This window comes from Idiomarina sp. X4 (assembly GCF_002808045.1).
Lineage (GTDB): Bacteria > Pseudomonadota > Gammaproteobacteria > Enterobacterales > Alteromonadaceae > Idiomarina.
The window spans coordinates 2,438,013-2,457,358 of sequence record NZ_CP025000.1 but is presented as its reverse complement, the minus strand read 5'-3'; the positions used below and the strand labels follow the sequence as shown (position 1 = coordinate 2,457,358).

Genomic DNA, 19,346 nt, shown 5'->3' with positions numbered 1-19,346 from the left:
TGGTTAATCCGTCGGCGTTATTCCTACGTATCCGTTAGACAGGTATTGTAAAAGGCTTGTCTAAATTATGAAAATATTGGCATCTCGATATTACTCACTGGTAGTTGCAGTCTCTTTTAGCGTCTTTATGACCAGCGATGCGCTGGCAATTCAAAGCTCAACAAAAGTTGATGTTGTTAACGTTAAAAAGCAACACGCTTATCAAATGATGTCCATTCCTGCCTCTGTAACCGCGAACAATAACAGTAACTTAAGTTTCGGCGTTTCCGGGCGTTTGTTGTCTTTCGAGTACGATGTGGGTGACAACGTTGATGCCAACTCGACTATTGCACAACTGGATAAACGTCAAATTAACGCGAGTATCGAGTCATTAAAAGCGCAAAAAAAATCACTACAGGCAACCCTTAATGACGAACAACAACAGTTAGAAGAGCTCCAAAGTCTGGCAAAAACAGATTTTGTCGCCCAAAGCGAATTGCGCCGGGCTCGTGCCGCCGTGTCGGTAGCAGAGGCGAATTTATCCGAGATTTCAGCGCGTTTGAATGAGCGTGAAGTTAACCTGGACTACCATCAGCTAAAGTCCCCTTTTAATGCAGTCGTTGCCGAGAGATTTGTTAATGTCGGTGAATGGATTACCCAGGATCAGCCCGCATTTCGAGTTGTTGAGCTGGAAAATATTTATGTTGATGTCTACGTTGCGCAGCGTTATTTGGGCGAAATAGATGACTCAACAGAAGTGAAGATAGCAAACGGTAACCAACTGACCAATGCGACAATCAAGGCAAAAGTTCCCTATATTAACCCCAATGACAAAACCTTTTTGCTAAGGCTGAAACCCAATAAGCCCGAGCAGCTTGTTGTCGGCGCTGCTGTGAACGCAAAAATTAAATTACGCAGCGCCGCCCCGGAGTTAGTTGTGCCGCAAGACGCTGTGATTCGCTACAGTGACGGCCGTACCTCGGTGTGGGTCATTGAAGGTGAAAACAACGAATCAATTGTAAGAGAGAAATTGGTTGAATTAGGGCAGTCGTTTAACGGCTGGATCGTTATAGAATCTGGACTCAGTCAAGATGACAAAGTGGTCGTACGGGGGAATGAATCATTAACTGACGGAGAAAGCGTAACCCCATCTACCAGTCAAGACTATGAGCTGCCATTATGATAGAAGCCCTGATACGCCATAAGCATGTCACCATTGTTGCGGTTCTCATTCTTTGTTTGTTAGGCATTTCCGCAGCCTTAAAAATACCAGTGCAAATGATCCCTGATTTGGAAGTCAGGACAATATCGGTGCAAACCAATTGGCCTGGAGCAACACCGCAGGATATCGAAAAAGAGATTTTAATAGAGCAAGAAGAATACCTTCGCACTGTGCCCAATCTACAACGCATGGAAAGTAGTGCCAGTAACGGCCTGGCATCTATCGAGTTGGACTTTCCTTTTGGAATTGATGTTACCGAAACATTAATTCTAGTTAACAATGCATTAAGTCAGGTTACGAACTATCCCGACAATGTCGATCAACCTCGTATTTTTGCTGCTTCATTTTCAAGTAACGCCTTTATGTATTTTCGGGTGGCTCCCCTACCCGATAATCCGAAGAATATTGATATGGTCCGAATGCGCGACTATATCGAGGACAATGTCCGACCCCGCATGTCGAGTGTTGCCGGCGTGTCACAAGTTGAAGTCAGTGGCGGTGCTCAGAGACAAGTTCGCATTCAACTTGATCGCGAGATGCTAAGTAGCTATGGGTTAACGGTGACCGATGTTCAGCAGGCCCTTCAGCGTCGCAACGTGGATACCTCGGCGGGTGAACTTGAGCAAAACAAACGTCGCTATTTACTACGCACCGTTGGGCGTTTCGACAGCCTGGGTGAAATGGAAAGCACCATTATTGCGCGTAACGGCGACCGTATCATTCGATTAAACGATATCGCCCGCATCGACCTAAATCATTTTGAAACCAACAGTGAGTCTTGGTTCAAGGACGAACAAGTATTAAGCCTTCAGGTAAAGCGCGAGTCAGGGTCCAATGTTATTGATATAAAGTACGCTATGCTTGAAGAGGTTGAGCGTATTAATGAAGAACTTTTACGTCCCGCCGGGATGCAAATCATTCTGAACTCGGATGATGTTCGCTACGTGGAAGCCTCTATTCAAAATGTGCTTTTTAACCTGGCGCTGGGCGCATTGTTTGCCACCTTAGTCATGTATGCCCTAATGCGTTCACGTCGTGCGACACTCATCGCCGTTATTGGTATCCCAATATGCACATTGGCTGGCTTTATCGGTTTACTTCTCCTCGAACGAACCATCAATGTTATTTCGCTGGCAGGTATTGCCTTTGCCATCGGCATGACATTGGATAACACCATTGTCGTGTTGGAAAGTATTGAGCTGGAAAGACAAAAAGGCGCTTCGCCCAAAAAGGCCGCAATATTAGGCGTCCAGCGAGTATGGACGGCAGTTCTTGCGTCAACCTTAACAACCGTGATGGTTTTCCTGCCTATCCTGTTTATCGTCCAGGAAGCCGGACAACTCTATTCCGACATAGCTATTGCCATCTCGTCCGCTATTATTGCTTCTATGGCCGTTTCGGTCACATTGGTTCCTTTACTCTCAACCTATTTCCCAGCAAAAGCAAAAACCGATGTAACCGACAAACTATTAACTAACGTCGATAAAATAGCGGAATCAACATTAGCCAGTAAAAGCCGTCAATTACTGACCGTAGGCGTTACCTTTATTGCGGTAGTGGTCACTTGGTTGATTTTAACACCGCCTGCGGAATACTTACCGGAGGGTGAAGAAGCGAAAACGTTTGCCTCGATGAATGCACCACCGGGTTATAACTTACAAACCATGTCAGCGATCGGCGATGAAATTCGGGCGATCTTCGACCCGGCTCTTATTACCGATAGAAATGAAGTGCAAAGCCCCGGCGGACTCACTATACCGGCATTAAAAACTATTAGTTACAGCATATCGCCAACCAGTATGCGAATTATTGCTGAGACTCGAAACCCAGATCGTATCGAGGAGCTAATGGATGCGATAACCACGGTTTATGAGCGTTACCCTGGAATGCGCGCGTTTGCCACTAAGGGTTCTATTATTAGCAGCAATGACGGTGGAACCCGAAGCATTAACGTTGATGTTGGAGGCAGTAATTTAGCCGAGGTCTATAACGCTGCGCGTGCCATTTATGCCCGCTCGGAGAAGGTTTTTGGTAACCCTCGCATTCAAAGTAACCCCAGCTCTTTGACGTTACAACAACCGTTACTGGAAGTGAAACCTGATTTTGACCGTTTGGCTGAAATTAATAGTGATGCAGAGAGTCTGGGGTTTGCCGTTGCCGCACTGACCGATGGCGCTTTTGTCGGCGAGTTCTTTCAGGGGGACGACAAAATCGATATGTATTTATTCAGTCAGGACGAAACTAACGTCAAACCGGATGACTTAAATACCATGCCCGTTCTTCAGTATCAGGGACGTCCCCTGCCGCTATCGGCGCTAGCTGAAGTTAAAGAAACAGTCGATACCAGCACGGTGCGTCGGGTCGATAGCCGCAGAACGGTCACCTTAAATATTATTCCACCCGATGACGTACCGTTGGAATCGGGGGTGCAGACCGTTCAAAGTGACGTGATTCAACATCTGCGCGATCAAGGTGTTATTAGTAAAGACATCACAACGCAGTTGTCGGGAGCGGCGGATCAGCTAGCAGAAACGCAGGCAGCTCTTAGTCAAAACTATCTGCTTTCAGTCGCCATCGTTTATTTACTCATGGTGGCAATATTCGCGCACTGGGGATACCCACTGCTTATTATGTTGACCATTCCGATGGGTATCAGTGCTGGTATTCTTGGGCTAGCCCTAATGAATGGTGTTGGCGATTTACTGCCACTACTGGGTATGAAACCGTTGAGTCAGCCGTTCGATATGATAACCATGCTGGGCTTTTTGATACTCATGGGAACCGTTATCAACAACCCGATATTGGTCGTTGAGCGTGCCGTTTATTTGCGTGATAAAGAAAACTACGCACTTATTGATGCTATAAAAGAAGGCCTACGCTCTCGTGTACGCCCTATCACGATTACCACTTTGACAACCTTATGCGGGATTGCACCATTGGTATTTATTCCTGGCGAAGGGACAGAGCTTTACCGTGGCGTTGGCATTATTGTGATGTTTGGTTTAATAGGCGCGGCTATCGTTACTATTGTTACATTACCGGCGCTTTCTGCCCTACTTTTGAAGGAACAACGAAACGCTAAAACTGAATAGGATGCTTTTTAAACACGTTCTTTGACTTTGGTCTACTTTCCTTTGCGTAAAGAAAAGGTAAATTAAGACGATATAAAAACATAATTAAAAAAGTTAAGGAACGGCCATGAAGCTAATACAGCGTCTTAGCATTACCCAGCGGCTTGTCACTTTATTAGGAATCGCTGCTTTCGGCACCGCCCTAATGGTGGCTTTTATGATGTTTATTTTAAACGGACTTCTAATCGATGAAGAAAAGCGCAAGCTTGATGCTGTATTAGACGCCGCCCACACCATTGTTAGTTATTATCATGAACAAGCTGAAAGCGGCCAATTGACAGAACAGCAAGCCCGTCAGCAAGCTTTTAACCGCCTTGATGAAATTCGGTATGAAGGAGCGGAATATATTTTTACGCTTAACCGCCAAGGCGAAATGGTTCAGCATCCTTTTACTAAATCTTTAGTTGGTAAGAATGTGTTGTCCTATGAAGATCCTGAAGGTACTCGCTTGTTCCAGGAGATGATCAATAAAGCGCGCTCGAGCGATCGGGGCACTGTCGAGTACATTTGGCAAAAAGGCAGCGATAGTAACAATTTGGTTTCTAAGGTCAGCCGAATTCGGGTTTTCGAACCCTGGAATATCATTCTTGGCACAGGACAATACACCGATAACATTGCGACTATTTTATGGCAGGAGTTTTTTAAACTGGCCGGTTTAGCGCTGGTGCTGGCCGTTCCTTTAATGCTCTTGTTTATCCTCATTATCCGATCGATTACACGACCGCTTAAAACCATTAACAACGCCATGGTCGATATAGCCGAAGGTGAAGGCGACTTAACTCGTCGCCTAAATGATACGGGGTCTGATGAACTGGCGAGATTGGCCGCGTCATTTAATACCTTTGTACATAAAATACAGCAGTTAGTGCAAAGTGTTCAGGAAAGTGCTCAACGTGAAAGTGAGGCCGCGAAAAAGCTGATAGAACTGTCTTCCAGCAGTAGTCAGCAAAGCGACGAGTTGAGTTCACAAACGGGCTCTGTCGCAACCGCGATTACTGAGCTCTCATCGTCTGCGGCAGAGGTCGCGGATCATGCTCGTCAGGCTGCTGATTCCGCAAATACCGCTGATGAAGAAGCCGGTCGCTCTGCTGTTATTGTACGCGAATCTGTAAATAACATTGAAGCACTGACAAAAGAGCTTAAAAAAGCCGGTGAGCAAGCTCGTCTGCTTCAGGATGGCTCAGAAAAAATTGGCAATATTTTGGGCGTCATTATTTCCATTGCAGAACAGACCAATCTTCTGGCTTTAAATGCAGCTATTGAAGCGGCTCGCGCGGGTGAAGCCGGTCGAGGGTTTGCCGTTGTGGCTGATGAGGTACGAACACTGGCTACACGCACACAACATTCGACTGATGAGATTTCAGGCATTGTTGACAGCATTCAGGGAGCCATAAAGGACGTTAGCCAAATCATTACGGACGTTGAAGGTCGTTCTGCTTCAACCAATGAGGAAGCGCTAAAAGCAGAACAAGCTATTAGTCAAATTCAGGAAGCTGTTGCAAACATCTCGACCATGAATGTTCAGATAGCTTCGGCCACAGACGAACAAAGCCGAGTCACCAAAGATTTGAACGAAAACATCACTGGTATTTCTGATCTTTCTCACGCAAATCAGGAAGCAAACGCCCAAGTTGCTGAAGTCAGTCAGGATCTTAATAAAAACAGTGTTGATTTAAGTCAACTTGTTAGCCGCTTTAAAACGCAATAACCTTGAAAGTTATGGGGATACTGGCAATATCCCCCTGTACCTTTTTGAACATAAAGCGTAAAATGAAGGTACTTTTACAAGGAGTGTGTCTGGTAAAAGTCTCCTTTTTCCTGATCTTAATCATTGCGGATTTAAAAGATGAGTCAAACTATTCCACAACAACCGAACGAATATAATATGAAGGTCGTCCGGCAGTTTACTGTCATGACCATTATTTGGGGTATCGTCGGTATGGCGTTAGGTGTGTTAATTGCAGCCCAGCTCGTCTGGCCTGAACTTAACTTTAATACACCTTGGCTAACCTACTCACGTCTTCGCCCTCTTCATACCAACGCCGTTATTTTTGCGTTTGGTACCAGTGCGCTTTTTGCCACCTCTTATTACGTGGTGCAAAAAACCTGTAAAGTGAGTCTTTTCTCAGACAAACTTGCTGCTTTTACCTTCTGGGGTTGGCAAGCCGTTATTGTTGCCGCAGTTATTACGCTGCCACTCGGTTTAACCAGCACGAAAGAATATGCTGAGCTTGAATGGCCAATCGATATTCTTATCGCTATTGTCTGGATTGCTTACCTCATCGTATTTTTTGGGACTTTAGCCATTCGTAAAACCTCGCACATTTATGTTGCGAACTGGTTCTACGGCGGGTTCATTGTCGTTATTGCGATGCTACACATCGTTAACAGCCTGGCAGTACCGGTGGACTTCACTAAGTCATACTCTATGTACTCAGGTGCTGTCGACGCTATGGTTCAGTGGTGGTACGGGCACAACGCTGTTGGCTTCCTATTGACCGCTGGTTTCCTGGGTATGATGTATTACTTCGTACCTAAGCAAGCAGAACGTCCGGTTTACTCATACCGTTTATCCGTTGTTCACTTCTGGGCACTTATTTCACTGTATATTTGGGCCGGCCCTCACCATCTGCACTACACCGCTTTACCTGACTGGACTCAGTCCGTCGGTATGGTTATGTCAGTTATCTTGTTCGTACCGTCCTGGGGCGGCATGATCAACGGTATCATGACGCTTTCTGGTGCATGGCATAAACTGCGTACTGACCCAATCCTGCGCTTCTTGATTGTGTCTCTGTCGTTCTACGGCATGTCCACCTTTGAAGGACCAATGATGGCAATCAAGTCAGTAAACGCCCTGTCCCACTATACTGACTGGACAGTAGGTCACGTCCACTCAGGTGCCCTTGGTTGGGTCGCGATGATTACCATTGGTTCTATGTACTACTTAGTTCCACGCCTGTTTAACCAGAAAGAAATTCACAGCATTAAATTAGTGAACGTACATTTCTGGTTGCACACCATCGGTGTTGTCTTCTACATCGTCTCTATGTGGATTTCAGGTGTCATGCAAGGTCTGATGTGGCGCGCGACTAACTCTGACGGAACTCTCACCTACAGCTTTGTAGAAAGTGTTCAGGCGTCTTACCCGTTCTGGACTGGCCGCTTTATTGGTGGTGTATTTATTGTCGTCGGTATGCTGTTAATGGCATATAACTGTTATAAAACCATTCGTGCTGGCCGTCGTGAGACTGCCGCAGGCAACGTCGTACAAACAGCCTGAGGGGGAAGGAAATGAGTCGCTTTAAACACGAATTTGTTGAAAAGAACTTAGGCTGGCTATCTATCTTCATGATAATCGCAGTGTCTATTGGTGGTTTGGTTGAAATTACACCGTTGTTATTTCAAAACCAAACTAACGAGCCTATTAAAGGCTTAAAACCATACACCGCGCTTGAACTTGAAGGTCGCGACATTTACATGCGCGAAGGTTGTAATAACTGTCATAGCCAGATGATTCGTCCATTCCGTGCAGAAACAGAGCGTTATGGTCACTACTCATTAGCGGGCGAACACGTTTGGGAATTCCCTCACTTGTGGGGCTCTAAGCGTACCGGACCTGATTTAGCACGTGTAGGCGGACGTTATAGCGATGAATGGCATTATGTTCATCTAATGAATCCGCGTAACGTTGTACCTGAGTCAAATATGCCAGCCTTCCCTTGGTTAGCTGAAAATAAACTGACTGGCGAGAAAACGGCAAAGAAAATGGAAGTGATGCGTTCTCTCGGCGTTCCGTATACCGATGAAGATATTGCGGGTGCAAAAGAAGCCGTTCAGGGTGAAACTGAAATGAATGCACTTATTGCGTATCTTCAGTCCCTGGGTACCGCTTTACAGCAGGCCGATAAATAATGGATTACGGAACTTGGCGCGGTGTATTTAGCCTGATCATTCTGGCAATTTTTATTGCCATTGTGTTCTGGGCTTTCAGCCGCCGCAGTAAAAAACAATTTGATGAAGCCGCCAACTCTATTTTTGAGGATGAGACTTCATCAACGACTAATAGCGACAAACCGGAGTCGAAGAAAGATGAGTAGCTTCTGGAGTGCATGGATCATTGTTTTAACGCTAGGCCTTTTATTCGTTCTGATATGGCTACTGCGTTGGAACATGAAAAACTACACACACATCGAAGAAGGTCAGGAAATGGACCACGAATTCGATGGCATTGTGGAGATGAATAACCCACTTCCTAAGTGGTGGACTTACTTATTCTGGGCGTGTTTTGCCTGGGGCTTTATATACTTAGCACTATACCCTGGCCTAGGTAACTTTCAGGGGTTATTAGGCTGGAAAAGCTCTAACCAAGACGTTCAGTCGTTAGAAGAGTCTCGTCAGGCAATGAAAGAAGCCAAAGAACAAGGCTTGATTGTTGAATATGACCGAGCGGTTCGCGACGCTGAAGAAAAGTATGGACCAATCTTTGAAGCTTATGCTCAACAACCTATCGAAGAGTTGGCTCATAACGAAGATGCATTGGATGTCGGCCAGCGCTTGTTCTTGCAAAACTGTGCTCAGTGTCACGGTTCAAACGCAATGGGTGGTCAGGGCTTCCCTAACCTAACGGATAACGACTGGTTATACGGCGGTTCCCCGGACGCTATTAAAACGACGCTATTACAAGGTCGTCAAGGCAACATGCCGGCATTTGGCGAGCAGTTTAGTGACAAGCAAATTACAGAGCTTGCTAACTACGTTGCGAGTCTAAGTGGCCGTGACCGTGATCCTGACTTGGTTGAAGCTGGCAAAGCCAACTTCGCGGTTTGCAGTGCATGCCACGGTGCTGACGGTAAAGGCAATCAGCAATTAGGTGCTCCAAACTTAACCGATAACGTTTGGTTATACGGCGGTTCAATTAATAAGATTGAAGAAACGCTGAAGCATGGCCGTAATGGTGTTATGCCTGCCTGGAAAGATATTCTGGGTGAGGATAAAATACACGTTATATCGGCTTATGTTTACTCGCTCTCTGACGACGAGTAAAAGGAAATCACAAGCCCCGCTACGGCGGGGTTTTTTGTAAGAGGTTTACTATGCAACAACCTTGGTATAAGCAGTTTTGGCCTTGGTTTCTCATCTCATTACCTGTCACTGTTATGATAGTCTGCGGTATTATTATTTATCTTGCCGTCAGTCAGGGTAACTTCCAGATGGTCGTGGATGACTATTACAAACGAGGCAAAACAATCAACGCCATTATTGAGCATGTTGAAGAAGCGCAGCGACGTGATATTAGCTTTGAATTCATCGCCAATAATGGTGTTTTTGAGCTGCGCTATAAAACTGGAAAACCGGAAGAACTGAGTGCGTTAAAAGTGCACTTTGTTCACGCTACCCAAGCGTCAAAAGATTTCGACCTCATGATGACAGGCGGTGCGGACGGAACCTACCGAGCGGACATTCCGGAAAATATTGATGGTAAATGGACCATTACAGTTGAACCTTTCGATGGCGTGTGGAAAGTCAGCGAAAAGTATCAGTTACCTAAGTCCGAATTTACCCCGCTACGCCCTCTTCTTTATGGCGTTTAAACGATGGAATGCTTTCACTGTTTACAGCCCGTTCCAAGGGGCGTCGATTTAACCGTCCGGTATAGAGGTGAAGAAAAAGCCGTTTGTTGTGCGGGTTGTGAGGCAGTGGCTAATACGATAATTCAGCACAACCTCGACGCGTATTATCAGCACCGAGATGAAAAACCTCTGGAAACACCTCTCCTTCCGGACGAGCTCAAACAATTAACGCTTTATGACCACCCGGATATTCAAAAAGAGTTTATTCGTGACACTGGCGACAACATACAAATCGCGACACTGACCGTTGAAAACATTACCTGCGGTGCCTGCGGATGGTTAATAGAACAAGAACTAATGCGCTTGCAGGGAGTACATAAAGCGGTCGTTAATGTTAGCAGCCGCCGTTTGCAGGTACACTGGAATGACAGCACGTTAAAGTTGAGTGAAATACTGCAAACCTTAGCCCGCATTGGATATAAAGCGCTTCCCTTTCAACCCAACGAAGCAGAACATCAATACGAGAAGCAACGCAAGGGATACATTAAGCGCTTAGGTGTTGCCGGTATCGCCACGATGCAAGTGATGATGGTGGCCTTTGGATTATATTTTGGTGTCGGCGGTGACCTATCGGAAAGCTTACAACGCTTTCTTTGGGTTGTTAGCCTGGTATTTGCTACCCCCGTTATTTTATACAGTGCACAGCCATTTTATGCCGGAGCCTTGAGAGGCCTTCAGGCAAGTAAACTAAATATGGATATTCCGGTATCTATTGCGTTATTGGGAGCGTACAGCGCTAGTGTGTATGCAACTATCACCAATACCGGAGAAGTGTACTTTGAGTCTATCTCAATGTTTACTTTCTTCTTATTAACGGGTCGCTTTTTAGAGTTATTAGCCAAAGAAAAAGCATTACGTTTTGCGACAAACAGGCTAACGCTGCTTCCCAAACTCGCCGTTCGCGAGATTGGCGAAAGTACAGAAGAAATTGCGGTTCGCCAGTTAAAGATCGGCGATATTATTCGGGTTAAGCCCGGAGAAACGCTACCGGCCGATGGAAACTTGCTCACTGACAAAGCGCAAGTAGATGAAAGCCTTTTAACCGGTGAAAGTCGTCCCGCATCAAAGATAAAAGGCGACAAAGTGGTTGCCGGCAGTCTGAATCAGAGCTCTCCTATTCGTGTAGAAGTGACTGAGGTGGCTCAGCAAACGGTGCTTGCCGGTATCATTGCGATGCAAGATGCTGCTTTAGCTGACAAACCCAAAGTACAACAAGTCATTGATAAAGTGGCAGGTTATTTCATTGCCGGCATTCTTTTAACCGCAACGGTTACCTTCTTAGCCTGGTGGTTTATCAATCCTGAGCACGCTTTGTGGGTGACGTTGGCGGTATTGGTTGCCACCTGCCCTTGTGCACTGTCGTTAGCCGCCCCAACCGCGCTAACCGGCATTATTCATCGATTAAATAATGATGGCATCTTGTTAAAAAATGCCGATGTCATTGAATCGGTAAAAAGCTTAAAAACAGTCTTTCTGGATAAAACCGGCACCTTAACTGAAGGTAAATTTAAGTTACTTTCAAAGCGAGATTATGCAAAGTCTCATCACAATGATGCTCTGACAGCAGGTCTTGAGAGCCACTCTGAGCACCCTATCGCCGCACCATTAAAGCAGCTTTCAGTACAGCCAGTCAGCTTCGAGAGCGTCGAGAACTACCAAGGTCTTGGGTTAGAAGGTATTGCAAACGGTGTTCGCTACCGCATTGGTAGCCGGAGCTTTATTCAGCAGTGGCACCCTAAACACCAGCCTGAAGGTCAGCATCAGGTTGTTCTTGCCAGCGAAGCACAGGTGTTAGCCGAATACCATGTTGACGACCAGTTGCGCTCAGGAGCGTCAGAAACCATAACAACGCTGCAGCAACAAGGGTACACACCGATTATTGTTAGTGGAGACAGCAAAGACAGAGTTGAAAACGTCGCTAACGCGCTAGGTATCAAAAAATGGCACTGTGAAACAAAGCCTGAAGACAAACTTCGTCTGATTATTGATGCGCAAAGCAGCGGACAAACGGTGTGGATGATTGGTGATGGCATAAATGACAGTCCGGTACTCGCGCAGGCTGACCTTTCTATGACATTTTCCAGTGCGTCTGACCTTGCTCAAACGTCAGCGGATATTATTTTAATGGGCGACTCGCTTTGGCAGATTGAAACGGTTATTAAGAGTGCGACAAAAGTACGCAGCATTATGCGGCAGAATTTCAGTTGGGCTTTGCTGTATAATGTGAGCATATTACCCTTTGCAGCGCTTGGCTTTGTTGCGCCATGGGCGGCTGCTTTGGGCATGTCACTAAGTTCCTTATTGGTTATCGCCAATTCATTAAGGCTTTATAAAAAATGAGTGTTATTTATGCGTTAATTCCGGTAGCGATTATTTTTGTGATTATCGCCATAGCCGTTTTTTTCTGGGCGGTTCGCTCCGATCAGTTTGAGGATATTGAGCGTCAGGGCCTTAATATTTTAATGGATGATGATAAGCCTGAGGACGCGGATAACAAAGAGCCGGACGAGCAAAATAACAAGCAGGATAGTGATGATGACACCAAGCGCTGATTACATTACTGCTTTGATGATGGGCTTAGCCGGTGCCGGACACTGCCTAGTAATGTGCGGCGGTATTGCCAGTGCTATTGGCGTTCGATCTAAGCCCTATATTGTCTGGATTTATAATCTGGGGCGTATTACGTCTTATATTTTTATTGGGGCTCTTGTTGGTGCTGCGATAGGGCTAATATCCCCCGATGGTTCATACACTACTGTCGTACTCCGCTGGCTCGCCGCCCTATTTTTATTGTTGCTTGGTTTGTACTTTACCGGCTGGTTTTCCGGACTCGTTTATATAGAAAAACTCGCGGCTCCACTTTGGCGAAAAATACAACCGTTTGCGGGACGTTTTAATAATAGACAGGGGCTTGTTAATACCTTCTTAGCTGGCGCTTTATGGGGGTGGCTGCCTTGTGGCATGGTTTACACTGCATTAAGCTGGGCCGCCATTAGCGGTACTGCGCATGGTGGCGCATTAACGATGGCCTTCTTTGGCCTCGGCACCCTCCCTGCAATGATAGCAGCCGGTCACTTCAGTCAATTTCTGCATAACTTTCTAAAAGCCCGTGGCGTTCGCACAGCGATGGGAATACTCCTGATTGTTTATGCTCTTTGGAGTTTCGTGACGCTGATCAAACCTTTTCTCCATTCAGCTGGTCATTAAAGGCTTCAAATTCGCTATTCATCAGCTATTCTTAAGTAAGAAGCATGACTCTATAATTAAGGAATAAAGATGAATAGTTTTAATAAGTTACTGGTCGTCCTGGACCCTGCTGATGAACAACATAAAGCACTCAAACGGGCGCTGCATATGGCGCGTCTTAACCCCGATTGTAAACTCACTTTGTTCCTTTCTATTTACGACTTTTCGTACGAAATGACCACCATGCTATCGAGTGAAGAGCGAGACATTATGCGCTCAAACCTCATCGCTGACAGAAAGGCCTGGATTGATGACTTACTCAGTGAGTTTGATACTGAGAGTGTACAGATAGAGAAAGAAGTGGTTTGGCACAACCGTCCTTTTGAAGCGATTATCGAAGAAGTGCTGAAGAATAACCACGAACTTCTGATTAAAGGCACTCAGGTAAGCCCAAGCTTTCAAAACCTTCTGTTTACACCGACCGATTGGCATTTATTAAGAAAAGCGCCTTGTGCCGTGCTACTTGTGAAAGAACACGAATGGCCAAGCCATGGTCAAATTATCGCAGCCGTTCACACAGGCTCCGAAGACGAGCATCACCAACAGCTAAACAAACGGATTATCGAGCACGCCCAAGCCATGAGCAAAACACTGGATGCCAGCGTGCATTTGGTGAATGCTTATCCAAGCGCACCGGTGAACATTGCTGTCGAAATTCCAGAGTTCGATGTCACTGAATACTCCGACGCGTTGGAACAACACCATATTAATAGAATGGCGGCGTTAGGTCGTGAATTTGGCATATCCTCCCATGCACAACATCTTTCTCAAGGCTTGCCGGAACAAGTAATCCCCGATTTTGCGAAGCAACTGGATGCGGAGCTGGTGGTGTTGGGCACTATTGGTCGCACAGGTATTAGTGCCGCCCTACTTGGCAATACCGCAGAGCATGTATTAGACCAAATAAACTGTGATGTACTGGCAATAAAACCGGATGATTTTAAATGCCCTCTCGCTTGATGCGCACCGCTTAGGTATAATCCGCGCGTTATTTTTAAGCTAGTCGGGTAAACGGGAGCCACAATGGCAAACAGCAGTCAGTACAGTTTTAATAAGCTGCAAAAACGAATTCGCCGCGAAACAGGTAAAGCCATTCAGGACTTTGGCATGATTGAAGACGGCGATCACATAATGGTGTGTCTCTCTGGCGGTAAAGACAGCTACACTTTACTCGACACTCTCATGTACTTGCAGCGTGTGGCACCTATTAAGTTCTCTCTCGTTGCCGTTAATCTTGACCAGAAGCAACCAGGCTTTCCTGAGCATGTATTGCCTAATTATCTAAACTCACTTGGTGTCGACTACAAAATTGTAGAAGAAGACACTTACAGTATCGTTAAAGACAAAATCCCTGAAGGCAAAACGACTTGCTCTCTCTGCTCTCGCTTGCGACGTGGGATTTTGTACCGAACAGCGAAAGAGCTGAAAGCCACCAAAATAGCGCTGGGACACCATCGCGATGATATGATCGAAACCCTGTTTTTGAACCTGTTTCACGGCGGTAAACTGAAGTCGATGCCCCCAAAACTTGCCAGTGATAACGGCGAGCATGTTGTCATTCGACCGCTCGCGTATAACAAAGAAAAAGACATTGAACAGTACTCGCAAGCCATGGAGTTCCCCATTATTCCGTGTAACTTGTGCGGTTCACAGGAAAATTTACAACGTAAACAAATAAAACAAATGCTTAACCAGTGGGATAGACAATTCCCCGGGCGCATAGAAAGTATTTTTACGGCAATGCAAAATGTCGCACCTTCTCACCTTGCTGACAACAATCTGTTTGATTTCCTGGCGGTAATGGCTGACGGCGTAGCAAAAGAAGATGGCGATAAGGCCTTTGATAGTGAGCCGGTTCAAAATAATAACTTTGCAACAGCAGTTGACACAGAAGCGAGTGTACAGAGCATCAATATAAAACAACTGGCCTGAATGAGTTTTACTGTTGCCCAATAAAAAAGCCCCGGCCGGGGCTTTTTTATTTTGTCGCGGATGAGGCTACTGCGGCGCCGCCTCACTGCTCGCTTCCGTATCTAGCTGCTGGCGTACTTCATTGACAATCGGACGGTTAATACGAATCATCGCTCGTAACTCTTCAATGTACTCAACACCGCGCTCTGAATAGCTTTCCAATCCTACAATGAGGTCACTTGCTGTAATCGCCTCATTCTCGAGACGTTTTTGCTCTCGTAATAAACGCAAGTCTAAATAAGCACCGTGAGTATTTATGTTACGCATGTAACTTTTTACCGAATCATTCACTGAGTCGAATTTAGCGACTTCGTGACGACCGTCTTCTTCACGGCCCTTAGGAACAAGCCCACAACCTTTGACGTAACACCATTGGCCAAACAAATTAAGTCCCATCCGAGAGAAACGAGAAGTTCCCCAGCCTGACTCATTAGCCGCCTGAACAAGAACCATCATCTCCGGAATAATGTCCATACGACGTTTCAACAAACCAAACAGGTTGTCATCGACTTCAATGTCTTCTTCCAGACGGTAGTAATCTATCCACTCGTCAATTTTCTGCTGATCTTCGGCTGTTAAATTGCCCTCTTTATAGCGATTATAAACGTCTTTTAAATAAGCACGCTCGTGCAAAATGCGAATATTCTCCGCTTCAACCATTGGCAGTAAAAACCGGAAAAATGATTCCTTTTTCTCCGACACATCCGTCATTGCCGAAAACTCTGGCATCGTCGTCTGCGTTTTCACCTCAGGAATTGGCGGTAAATGCGCAACCACTGAAGCGTCTTCCTCTTTAGCTGGCTCCTTTGGAATAAACCAAGGCGTTAACAGCGCCGCAATACAAAGAACAATGAATAAAATTATCGTAACTATTCGCATATATTCCTCAAATAAGCCTTAAATAGAAATATTGTCAGACGGCTCTGGGTCATCGTTATTAATAATAGTTACGCCAATAATATCTTTATAGACCACACCAATCAGGTTATAAATCATTGGCAACATCCAAATCAAACCTAAGCCAAATGGAATAATCGCCAAAAACAAAGCACCCATAATGAGTAAAAAGAGCACAATAAATTTTGGCAACTTGTAGTGGGTAATGCGGAAAGAGTAATACAGTGCATTCAATGGGCCGGTACCACGCTCGATAACCAACGGCATAGCTAAAGCCAGAACCACGGTTAAATACAGCGAGCCAAGTAGCCCTAAATTCGGATGTAATTGCCCCAGTAGCAAAGTCAGAATAATATTTAAAACGGTCGCAATTAATGAGACTACAATAAGCGGCATTAAGCGCTGAAAACCGTCAAATACTTGTGTCGCTTTCGTTTTTATATCAACGCTGTGTTTTATGCCCATCAGCATAAGGCCACCGAGCAATGGCGCATTAATAACCGCTTGAATAATACTGGTGACAAACTGCAGTTCCAGCGAGTTTTCAAAACTTTCCAACGAAAAGAAATTAATCAGCACCAATACCATTAACACGTTAATGCCGAATAAAATTAAAAAGCCGCCTAACAAAGAGCCAAGATGGTTCTTAGTGACATTAAATGACTGCTCTATGACACTTTTTAACGAGAAATCGTACTTGCCAGTTAACGCATCGGTTAATGAGCCGCCTACTATTAGCTTGTTATCATTCACAAAAATTACCACACTTTATTGCTGAGTCGGTTAAAATAGCGCCCGCTATACTAGAGCATACGCATCGACAATCCAATAAATTCGATAACCCCTGAAGGAGTATCATGCAGAAAAAGCGTAAAGAACGTCCTGCGAACCCCAAACTGGTTTTGCTTAATAAACCTTACGGTGTTCTATCGCAATTTAGTGGTGAAGCTGACGATGATACCTTAAAAAGTTATATTCCTCATAAGGATGTTTATCCTGCCGGGCGTCTCGACAAAGACAGCGAAGGCTTGCTGCTACTTACCAACGACGGTGTCTATCAGGCGAGACTTGCGAACCCCAAGTATAAGGTATGGAAGACATACTGGGTTCAGGTCGAAGGCGAACCGACTGAAGAGCAACTGGAAGCACTTCGTAACGGTGTTGAGCTAAAAGATGGCCTAACTCGCCCAGCAGAAGCTTTCATTATGCCTGAGCCGAATAATTTATGGCCTCGTAACCCGCCTATTAGAGAGCGAAAGTCGATTCCGGACACCTGGCTTTGCATAAAAATAAGAGAAGGCAAAAACAGACAGGTGCGTCGCATGACAGCACACGTTGGCCTACCAACCTTACGACTGATAAGAGCCGCAGTCGGCCCCTTTCAGTTAAAAGGATTACAGCCGGGACAATGGCGTGAAGAGCCTCCGGTTTGGTAAACCTTTGACTACCCCAAGTGCTGCGAAAATGATAGAATACGCGCCAATTTTAGTACGCCAAATGTCCGGACAAATATATGAGTGATGCAGTAAAAAAAGTCATTGTCGGAATGTCAGGAGGAGTCGACTCCTCTGTCTCAGCATATCTTCTAAAACAACAGGGCTACCATGTTGAAGGCCTGTTTATGAAAAACTGGGAAGAGGACGACACGGACGAGTATTGCGCGGCCGCCGATGACTTGGCTGACGCAGAAAAAGTTTGCGAAACCCTGGGTATTGAACTGCACACCATTAACTTTGCTGCGGAATACTGGGATAACGTGTTTGAGTATTTCCTGGAAGAGTACAAAGCCGGCCGCACTCCCAACCCGGATATCATGTGCAATAAAGAAATTAAGTTTAAAGCGTTTCTTGAATTTGCCGCCGAAGCGTTGGGCGCTGATTATATTGCCACAGGTCATTATGTTCGCCGCCAATATGACGGCAAAAAATGGCAAATGCTGCGAGGCTTAGACAATAACAAAGATCAAAGCTACTTCTTGTATACACTGAGTCATGAGCATATCGCGCAGACACTATTTCCGGTTGGCGAACTGGAGAAGCCTGAAGTTCGACGTATTGCCGAAGAGCAAGGCTTAGTAACGGCGGATAAAAAAGACTCCACCGGTATTTGTTTTATTGGTGAACGTAAGTTTAAAGATTTTCTGCAACAGTATCTGCCGGCTAAGCCTGGTGACATCGAAACCGTTGATGGTGATGTTCTTGGGCAACATGAAGGCTTGATGTACCACACGCTTGGTCAACGCAAAGGTTTACATATTGGTGGACTGGCTAATGCCTCTGAGGATCCTTGGTATGTGGTCGATAAAGACGTTGAACGTAATGTACTGATTGTTGCACAAGGCAAGAATCACCCTCGTCTTTATTCAAAAGGTTTAGTTGCCGGCCAGTTGCACTGGGTTAACCGGGAAGCGCCTGCGGAACCCTTCCGCTGTGCCGTAAAAACGCGTTATCGTCAAAGTGATATAGCCAGCCAGGTAACACCATTAGACAATGGTGACGTTCATGTTGAGTTTGATGATCCGGTTGCGGCGGTGACCCCCGGTCAGTCAGCGGTATTTTATATCGATAACGTCTGCCTTGGTGGCGGTATTATCGAAAAACGCCTGACCGACTTTGAGGTAAAATTATGAACGACTGGCAACAGCGTGTTATTGCATTAGCCGGTATGTCATTAAGTGCCGCTGCGGTTCAGAAAATAGCCCGCAGCGGTAGCCTTTACCCCGAGTCTATTACTGACACACTGATTCATAGTGTTTTACAGCAGTCACCAGACTCTATTGAGCAGGTCTACGGCGGACTTATCAATATCCAGCCCGGCTTACAGACATTTGTGCGCCAAATCGGCAGCAGTTCTCAAAAAGACGTTGAGGTGACGCGCTATTTAATTGGCATGCTGCACCTTTCAAGGCGTTTATTAAAAGAACCAAAAGTACTGGACGAACTGGGTCAGCGCATTTCACAAATAAAGCGCCAAAAAGAAGAGTTTGGCTTTGAACAATACCGTATCTTAGAGAGTATGGCAGGCGTTTACAGAGAGCTTATTAGCCCTTTAGGTCAGCCTATTCGAATTAATGGTAAACCAGAGGTGTTAAAGTCCGATGCCAACCAGCACCATATCCGCGCCCTGTTACTTGCTGGTGTGCGCAGTGCAATACTCTGGAACCAACTAGGTGGCAAGCGCCGCCATTTCATTTTTTCAAGAAAACAGATGCTGAAAGCCGCTCAGCAGCTACTTCAAATTGCTTAATATAACTCGGAGAACCTTGTA

18 protein-coding genes are annotated in these 19,346 nt (G+C 45.6%); 16 read left to right on the top strand and 2 right to left on the bottom strand.

What is annotated here, in order from left to right:
* Positions 1–67 precede the first annotated feature (67 nt).
* From CWC33_RS11865 to ttcA, 13 genes are all read left to right on the top strand, one after another.
* The gene (locus tag CWC33_RS11865) at positions 68–1,162 is read left to right on the top strand and encodes an efflux RND transporter periplasmic adaptor subunit (RefSeq protein ID WP_100692107.1); all 1,095 of its coding nucleotides are present in this window, start codon (positions 68–70) and stop codon (positions 1,160–1,162) included.
* Positions 1,159–4,293: an efflux RND transporter permease subunit gene (locus CWC33_RS11860; protein ID WP_100692106.1), complete on the top strand. Its 3,135-nt coding sequence runs from the start codon at positions 1,159–1,161 to the stop codon at positions 4,291–4,293. Before CWC33_RS11865 ends, CWC33_RS11860 begins: the two co-directional genes overlap by 4 nt.
* A gap of 106 nt (positions 4,294–4,399) precedes the next feature.
* A complete protein-coding gene (locus CWC33_RS11855) occupies positions 4,400–6,040 on the top strand; it encodes a methyl-accepting chemotaxis protein (protein WP_100692105.1) in 1,641 nt (546 codons plus the stop codon).
* Between the two features lie 138 nt (positions 6,041–6,178).
* Positions 6,179–7,615 (top strand): cytochrome-c oxidase, cbb3-type subunit I, encoded by a 1,437-nt coding sequence (ccoN, locus tag CWC33_RS11850; RefSeq protein ID WP_058579175.1) that lies wholly within the window; start codon positions 6,179–6,181, stop codon positions 7,613–7,615.
* Between the two features lie 11 nt (positions 7,616–7,626).
* Positions 7,627–8,247 (top strand): cytochrome-c oxidase, cbb3-type subunit II, encoded by a 621-nt coding sequence (ccoO, locus tag CWC33_RS11845; protein WP_100692104.1) that lies wholly within the window; start codon positions 7,627–7,629, stop codon positions 8,245–8,247.
* Positions 8,247–8,432 (top strand): cbb3-type cytochrome oxidase subunit 3, encoded by a 186-nt coding sequence (locus CWC33_RS11840; RefSeq protein ID WP_100692103.1) that lies wholly within the window; start codon positions 8,247–8,249, stop codon positions 8,430–8,432. The genes ccoO and CWC33_RS11840 overlap by 1 nt, the downstream gene beginning before the upstream one ends.
* Complete coding sequence (ccoP, locus tag CWC33_RS11835; RefSeq protein WP_100692102.1) at positions 8,425–9,378, top strand: cytochrome-c oxidase, cbb3-type subunit III; 954 nt, start codon at positions 8,425–8,427, stop codon at positions 9,376–9,378. Before CWC33_RS11840 ends, ccoP begins: the two co-directional genes overlap by 8 nt.
* A gap of 50 nt (positions 9,379–9,428) precedes the next feature.
* Positions 9,429–9,926 carry a FixH family protein gene (locus tag CWC33_RS11830; protein ID WP_100692101.1) on the top strand — a complete coding sequence of 166 codons (498 nt, stop codon included), beginning with the start codon at positions 9,429–9,431 and terminating at the stop codon, positions 9,924–9,926.
* A gap of 3 nt (positions 9,927–9,929) precedes the next feature.
* Positions 9,930–12,305, top strand: a complete 2,376-nt coding sequence (locus tag CWC33_RS11825; RefSeq protein WP_100692100.1) for a heavy metal translocating P-type ATPase — start codon at positions 9,930–9,932, stop codon at positions 12,303–12,305.
* Positions 12,302–12,517: a cbb3-type cytochrome oxidase assembly protein CcoS gene (ccoS, locus tag CWC33_RS11820; RefSeq protein WP_100692099.1), complete on the top strand. Its 216-nt coding sequence runs from the start codon at positions 12,302–12,304 to the stop codon at positions 12,515–12,517. Before CWC33_RS11825 ends, ccoS begins: the two co-directional genes overlap by 4 nt.
* Positions 12,498–13,172 (top strand): sulfite exporter TauE/SafE family protein, encoded by a 675-nt coding sequence (locus CWC33_RS11815; RefSeq protein WP_232709804.1) that lies wholly within the window; start codon positions 12,498–12,500, stop codon positions 13,170–13,172. The genes ccoS and CWC33_RS11815 overlap by 20 nt, the downstream gene beginning before the upstream one ends.
* 69 nt (positions 13,173–13,241) lie before the next feature.
* The gene (gene uspE / locus CWC33_RS11810; protein WP_100692098.1) at positions 13,242–14,171 is read left to right on the top strand and encodes a universal stress protein UspE; all 930 of its coding nucleotides are present in this window, start codon (positions 13,242–13,244) and stop codon (positions 14,169–14,171) included.
* 63 nt (positions 14,172–14,234) lie between these two features.
* On the top strand, positions 14,235–15,143 hold the full coding sequence (gene ttcA, locus CWC33_RS11805; protein ID WP_100692097.1) for a tRNA 2-thiocytidine(32) synthetase TtcA: 909 nt from the start codon (positions 14,235–14,237) through the stop codon (positions 15,141–15,143).
* Between the two features lie 66 nt (positions 15,144–15,209).
* Here the strand turns inward: ttcA and CWC33_RS11800 are convergent, their stop codons facing one another.
* Together CWC33_RS11800 and CWC33_RS11795 are read right to left on the bottom strand one after the other, a co-directional pair.
* Entirely contained in the window at positions 15,210–16,061 is an 852-nt protein-coding gene (locus CWC33_RS11800; RefSeq protein WP_100692096.1) for a glucosaminidase domain-containing protein, read from the bottom strand.
* A gap of 18 nt (positions 16,062–16,079) precedes the next feature.
* Positions 16,080–16,832 carry a hypothetical protein gene (locus CWC33_RS11795; protein ID WP_088769368.1) on the bottom strand — a complete coding sequence of 251 codons (753 nt, stop codon included), beginning with the start codon at positions 16,830–16,832 and terminating at the stop codon, positions 16,080–16,082.
* Between the two features lie 104 nt (positions 16,833–16,936).
* Between CWC33_RS11795 and CWC33_RS11790 the strand changes: the two genes are divergently transcribed.
* The 3 genes from CWC33_RS11790 (at position 16,937) to hflD (ending at position 19,325) form a co-directional block, all read left to right on the top strand.
* Entirely contained in the window at positions 16,937–17,515 is a 579-nt protein-coding gene (locus tag CWC33_RS11790) for a pseudouridine synthase (RefSeq protein WP_100692095.1), read from the top strand.
* Positions 17,516–17,592: 77 nt separating this feature from the next.
* Positions 17,593–18,708 (top strand): tRNA 2-thiouridine(34) synthase MnmA, encoded by a 1,116-nt coding sequence (gene mnmA, locus CWC33_RS11785; RefSeq protein WP_100692094.1) that lies wholly within the window; start codon positions 17,593–17,595, stop codon positions 18,706–18,708.
* A complete protein-coding gene (gene hflD, locus CWC33_RS11780) occupies positions 18,705–19,325 on the top strand; it encodes a high frequency lysogenization protein HflD (protein WP_100692093.1) in 621 nt (206 codons plus the stop codon). The genes mnmA and hflD overlap by 4 nt, the downstream gene beginning before the upstream one ends.
* Positions 19,326–19,346 lie beyond the last annotated feature (21 nt).

What these genes read in the sequence shown, in the direction of transcription:
- CWC33_RS11840 (WP_100692103.1), top strand. Translation starts at nt 8,247, where the DNA reads ATGGATTACGGAACTTGGCGCGGTGTATTTAGCCTGATCATTCTGGCA.
- CWC33_RS11830 (WP_100692101.1), top strand. Translation starts at nt 9,429, where the DNA reads ATGCAACAACCTTGGTATAAGCAGTTTTGGCCTTGGTTTCTCATCTCA.
- CWC33_RS11865 (WP_100692107.1), top strand. Translation starts at nt 68, where the DNA reads ATGAAAATATTGGCATCTCGATATTACTCACTGGTAGTTGCAGTCTCT.
- CWC33_RS11790 (WP_100692095.1), top strand. Translation starts at nt 16,937, where the DNA reads ATGCAGAAAAAGCGTAAAGAACGTCCTGCGAACCCCAAACTGGTTTTG.
- CWC33_RS11825 (WP_100692100.1), top strand. Translation starts at nt 9,930, where the DNA reads ATGGAATGCTTTCACTGTTTACAGCCCGTTCCAAGGGGCGTCGATTTA.
- CWC33_RS11860 (WP_100692106.1), top strand. Translation starts at nt 1,159, where the DNA reads ATGATAGAAGCCCTGATACGCCATAAGCATGTCACCATTGTTGCGGTT.
- ccoO (WP_100692104.1), top strand. Translation starts at nt 7,627, where the DNA reads ATGAGTCGCTTTAAACACGAATTTGTTGAAAAGAACTTAGGCTGGCTA.
- mnmA (WP_100692094.1), top strand. Translation starts at nt 17,593, where the DNA reads ATGAGTGATGCAGTAAAAAAAGTCATTGTCGGAATGTCAGGAGGAGTC.
- uspE (WP_100692098.1), top strand. Translation starts at nt 13,242, where the DNA reads ATGAATAGTTTTAATAAGTTACTGGTCGTCCTGGACCCTGCTGATGAA.
- CWC33_RS11800 (WP_100692096.1), bottom strand. Translation starts at nt 16,061, where the DNA reads ATGCGAATAGTTACGATAATTTTATTCATTGTTCTTTGTATTGCGGCG.
- hflD (WP_100692093.1), top strand. Translation starts at nt 18,705, where the DNA reads ATGAACGACTGGCAACAGCGTGTTATTGCATTAGCCGGTATGTCATTA.
- ccoN (WP_058579175.1), top strand. Translation starts at nt 6,179, where the DNA reads ATGAGTCAAACTATTCCACAACAACCGAACGAATATAATATGAAGGTC.
- ccoS (WP_100692099.1), top strand. Translation starts at nt 12,302, where the DNA reads ATGAGTGTTATTTATGCGTTAATTCCGGTAGCGATTATTTTTGTGATT.
- CWC33_RS11815 (WP_232709804.1), top strand. Translation starts at nt 12,498, where the DNA reads ATGATGACACCAAGCGCTGATTACATTACTGCTTTGATGATGGGCTTA.
- CWC33_RS11855 (WP_100692105.1), top strand. Translation starts at nt 4,400, where the DNA reads ATGAAGCTAATACAGCGTCTTAGCATTACCCAGCGGCTTGTCACTTTA.
- ccoP (WP_100692102.1), top strand. Translation starts at nt 8,425, where the DNA reads ATGAGTAGCTTCTGGAGTGCATGGATCATTGTTTTAACGCTAGGCCTT.
- ttcA (WP_100692097.1), top strand. Translation starts at nt 14,235, where the DNA reads ATGGCAAACAGCAGTCAGTACAGTTTTAATAAGCTGCAAAAACGAATT.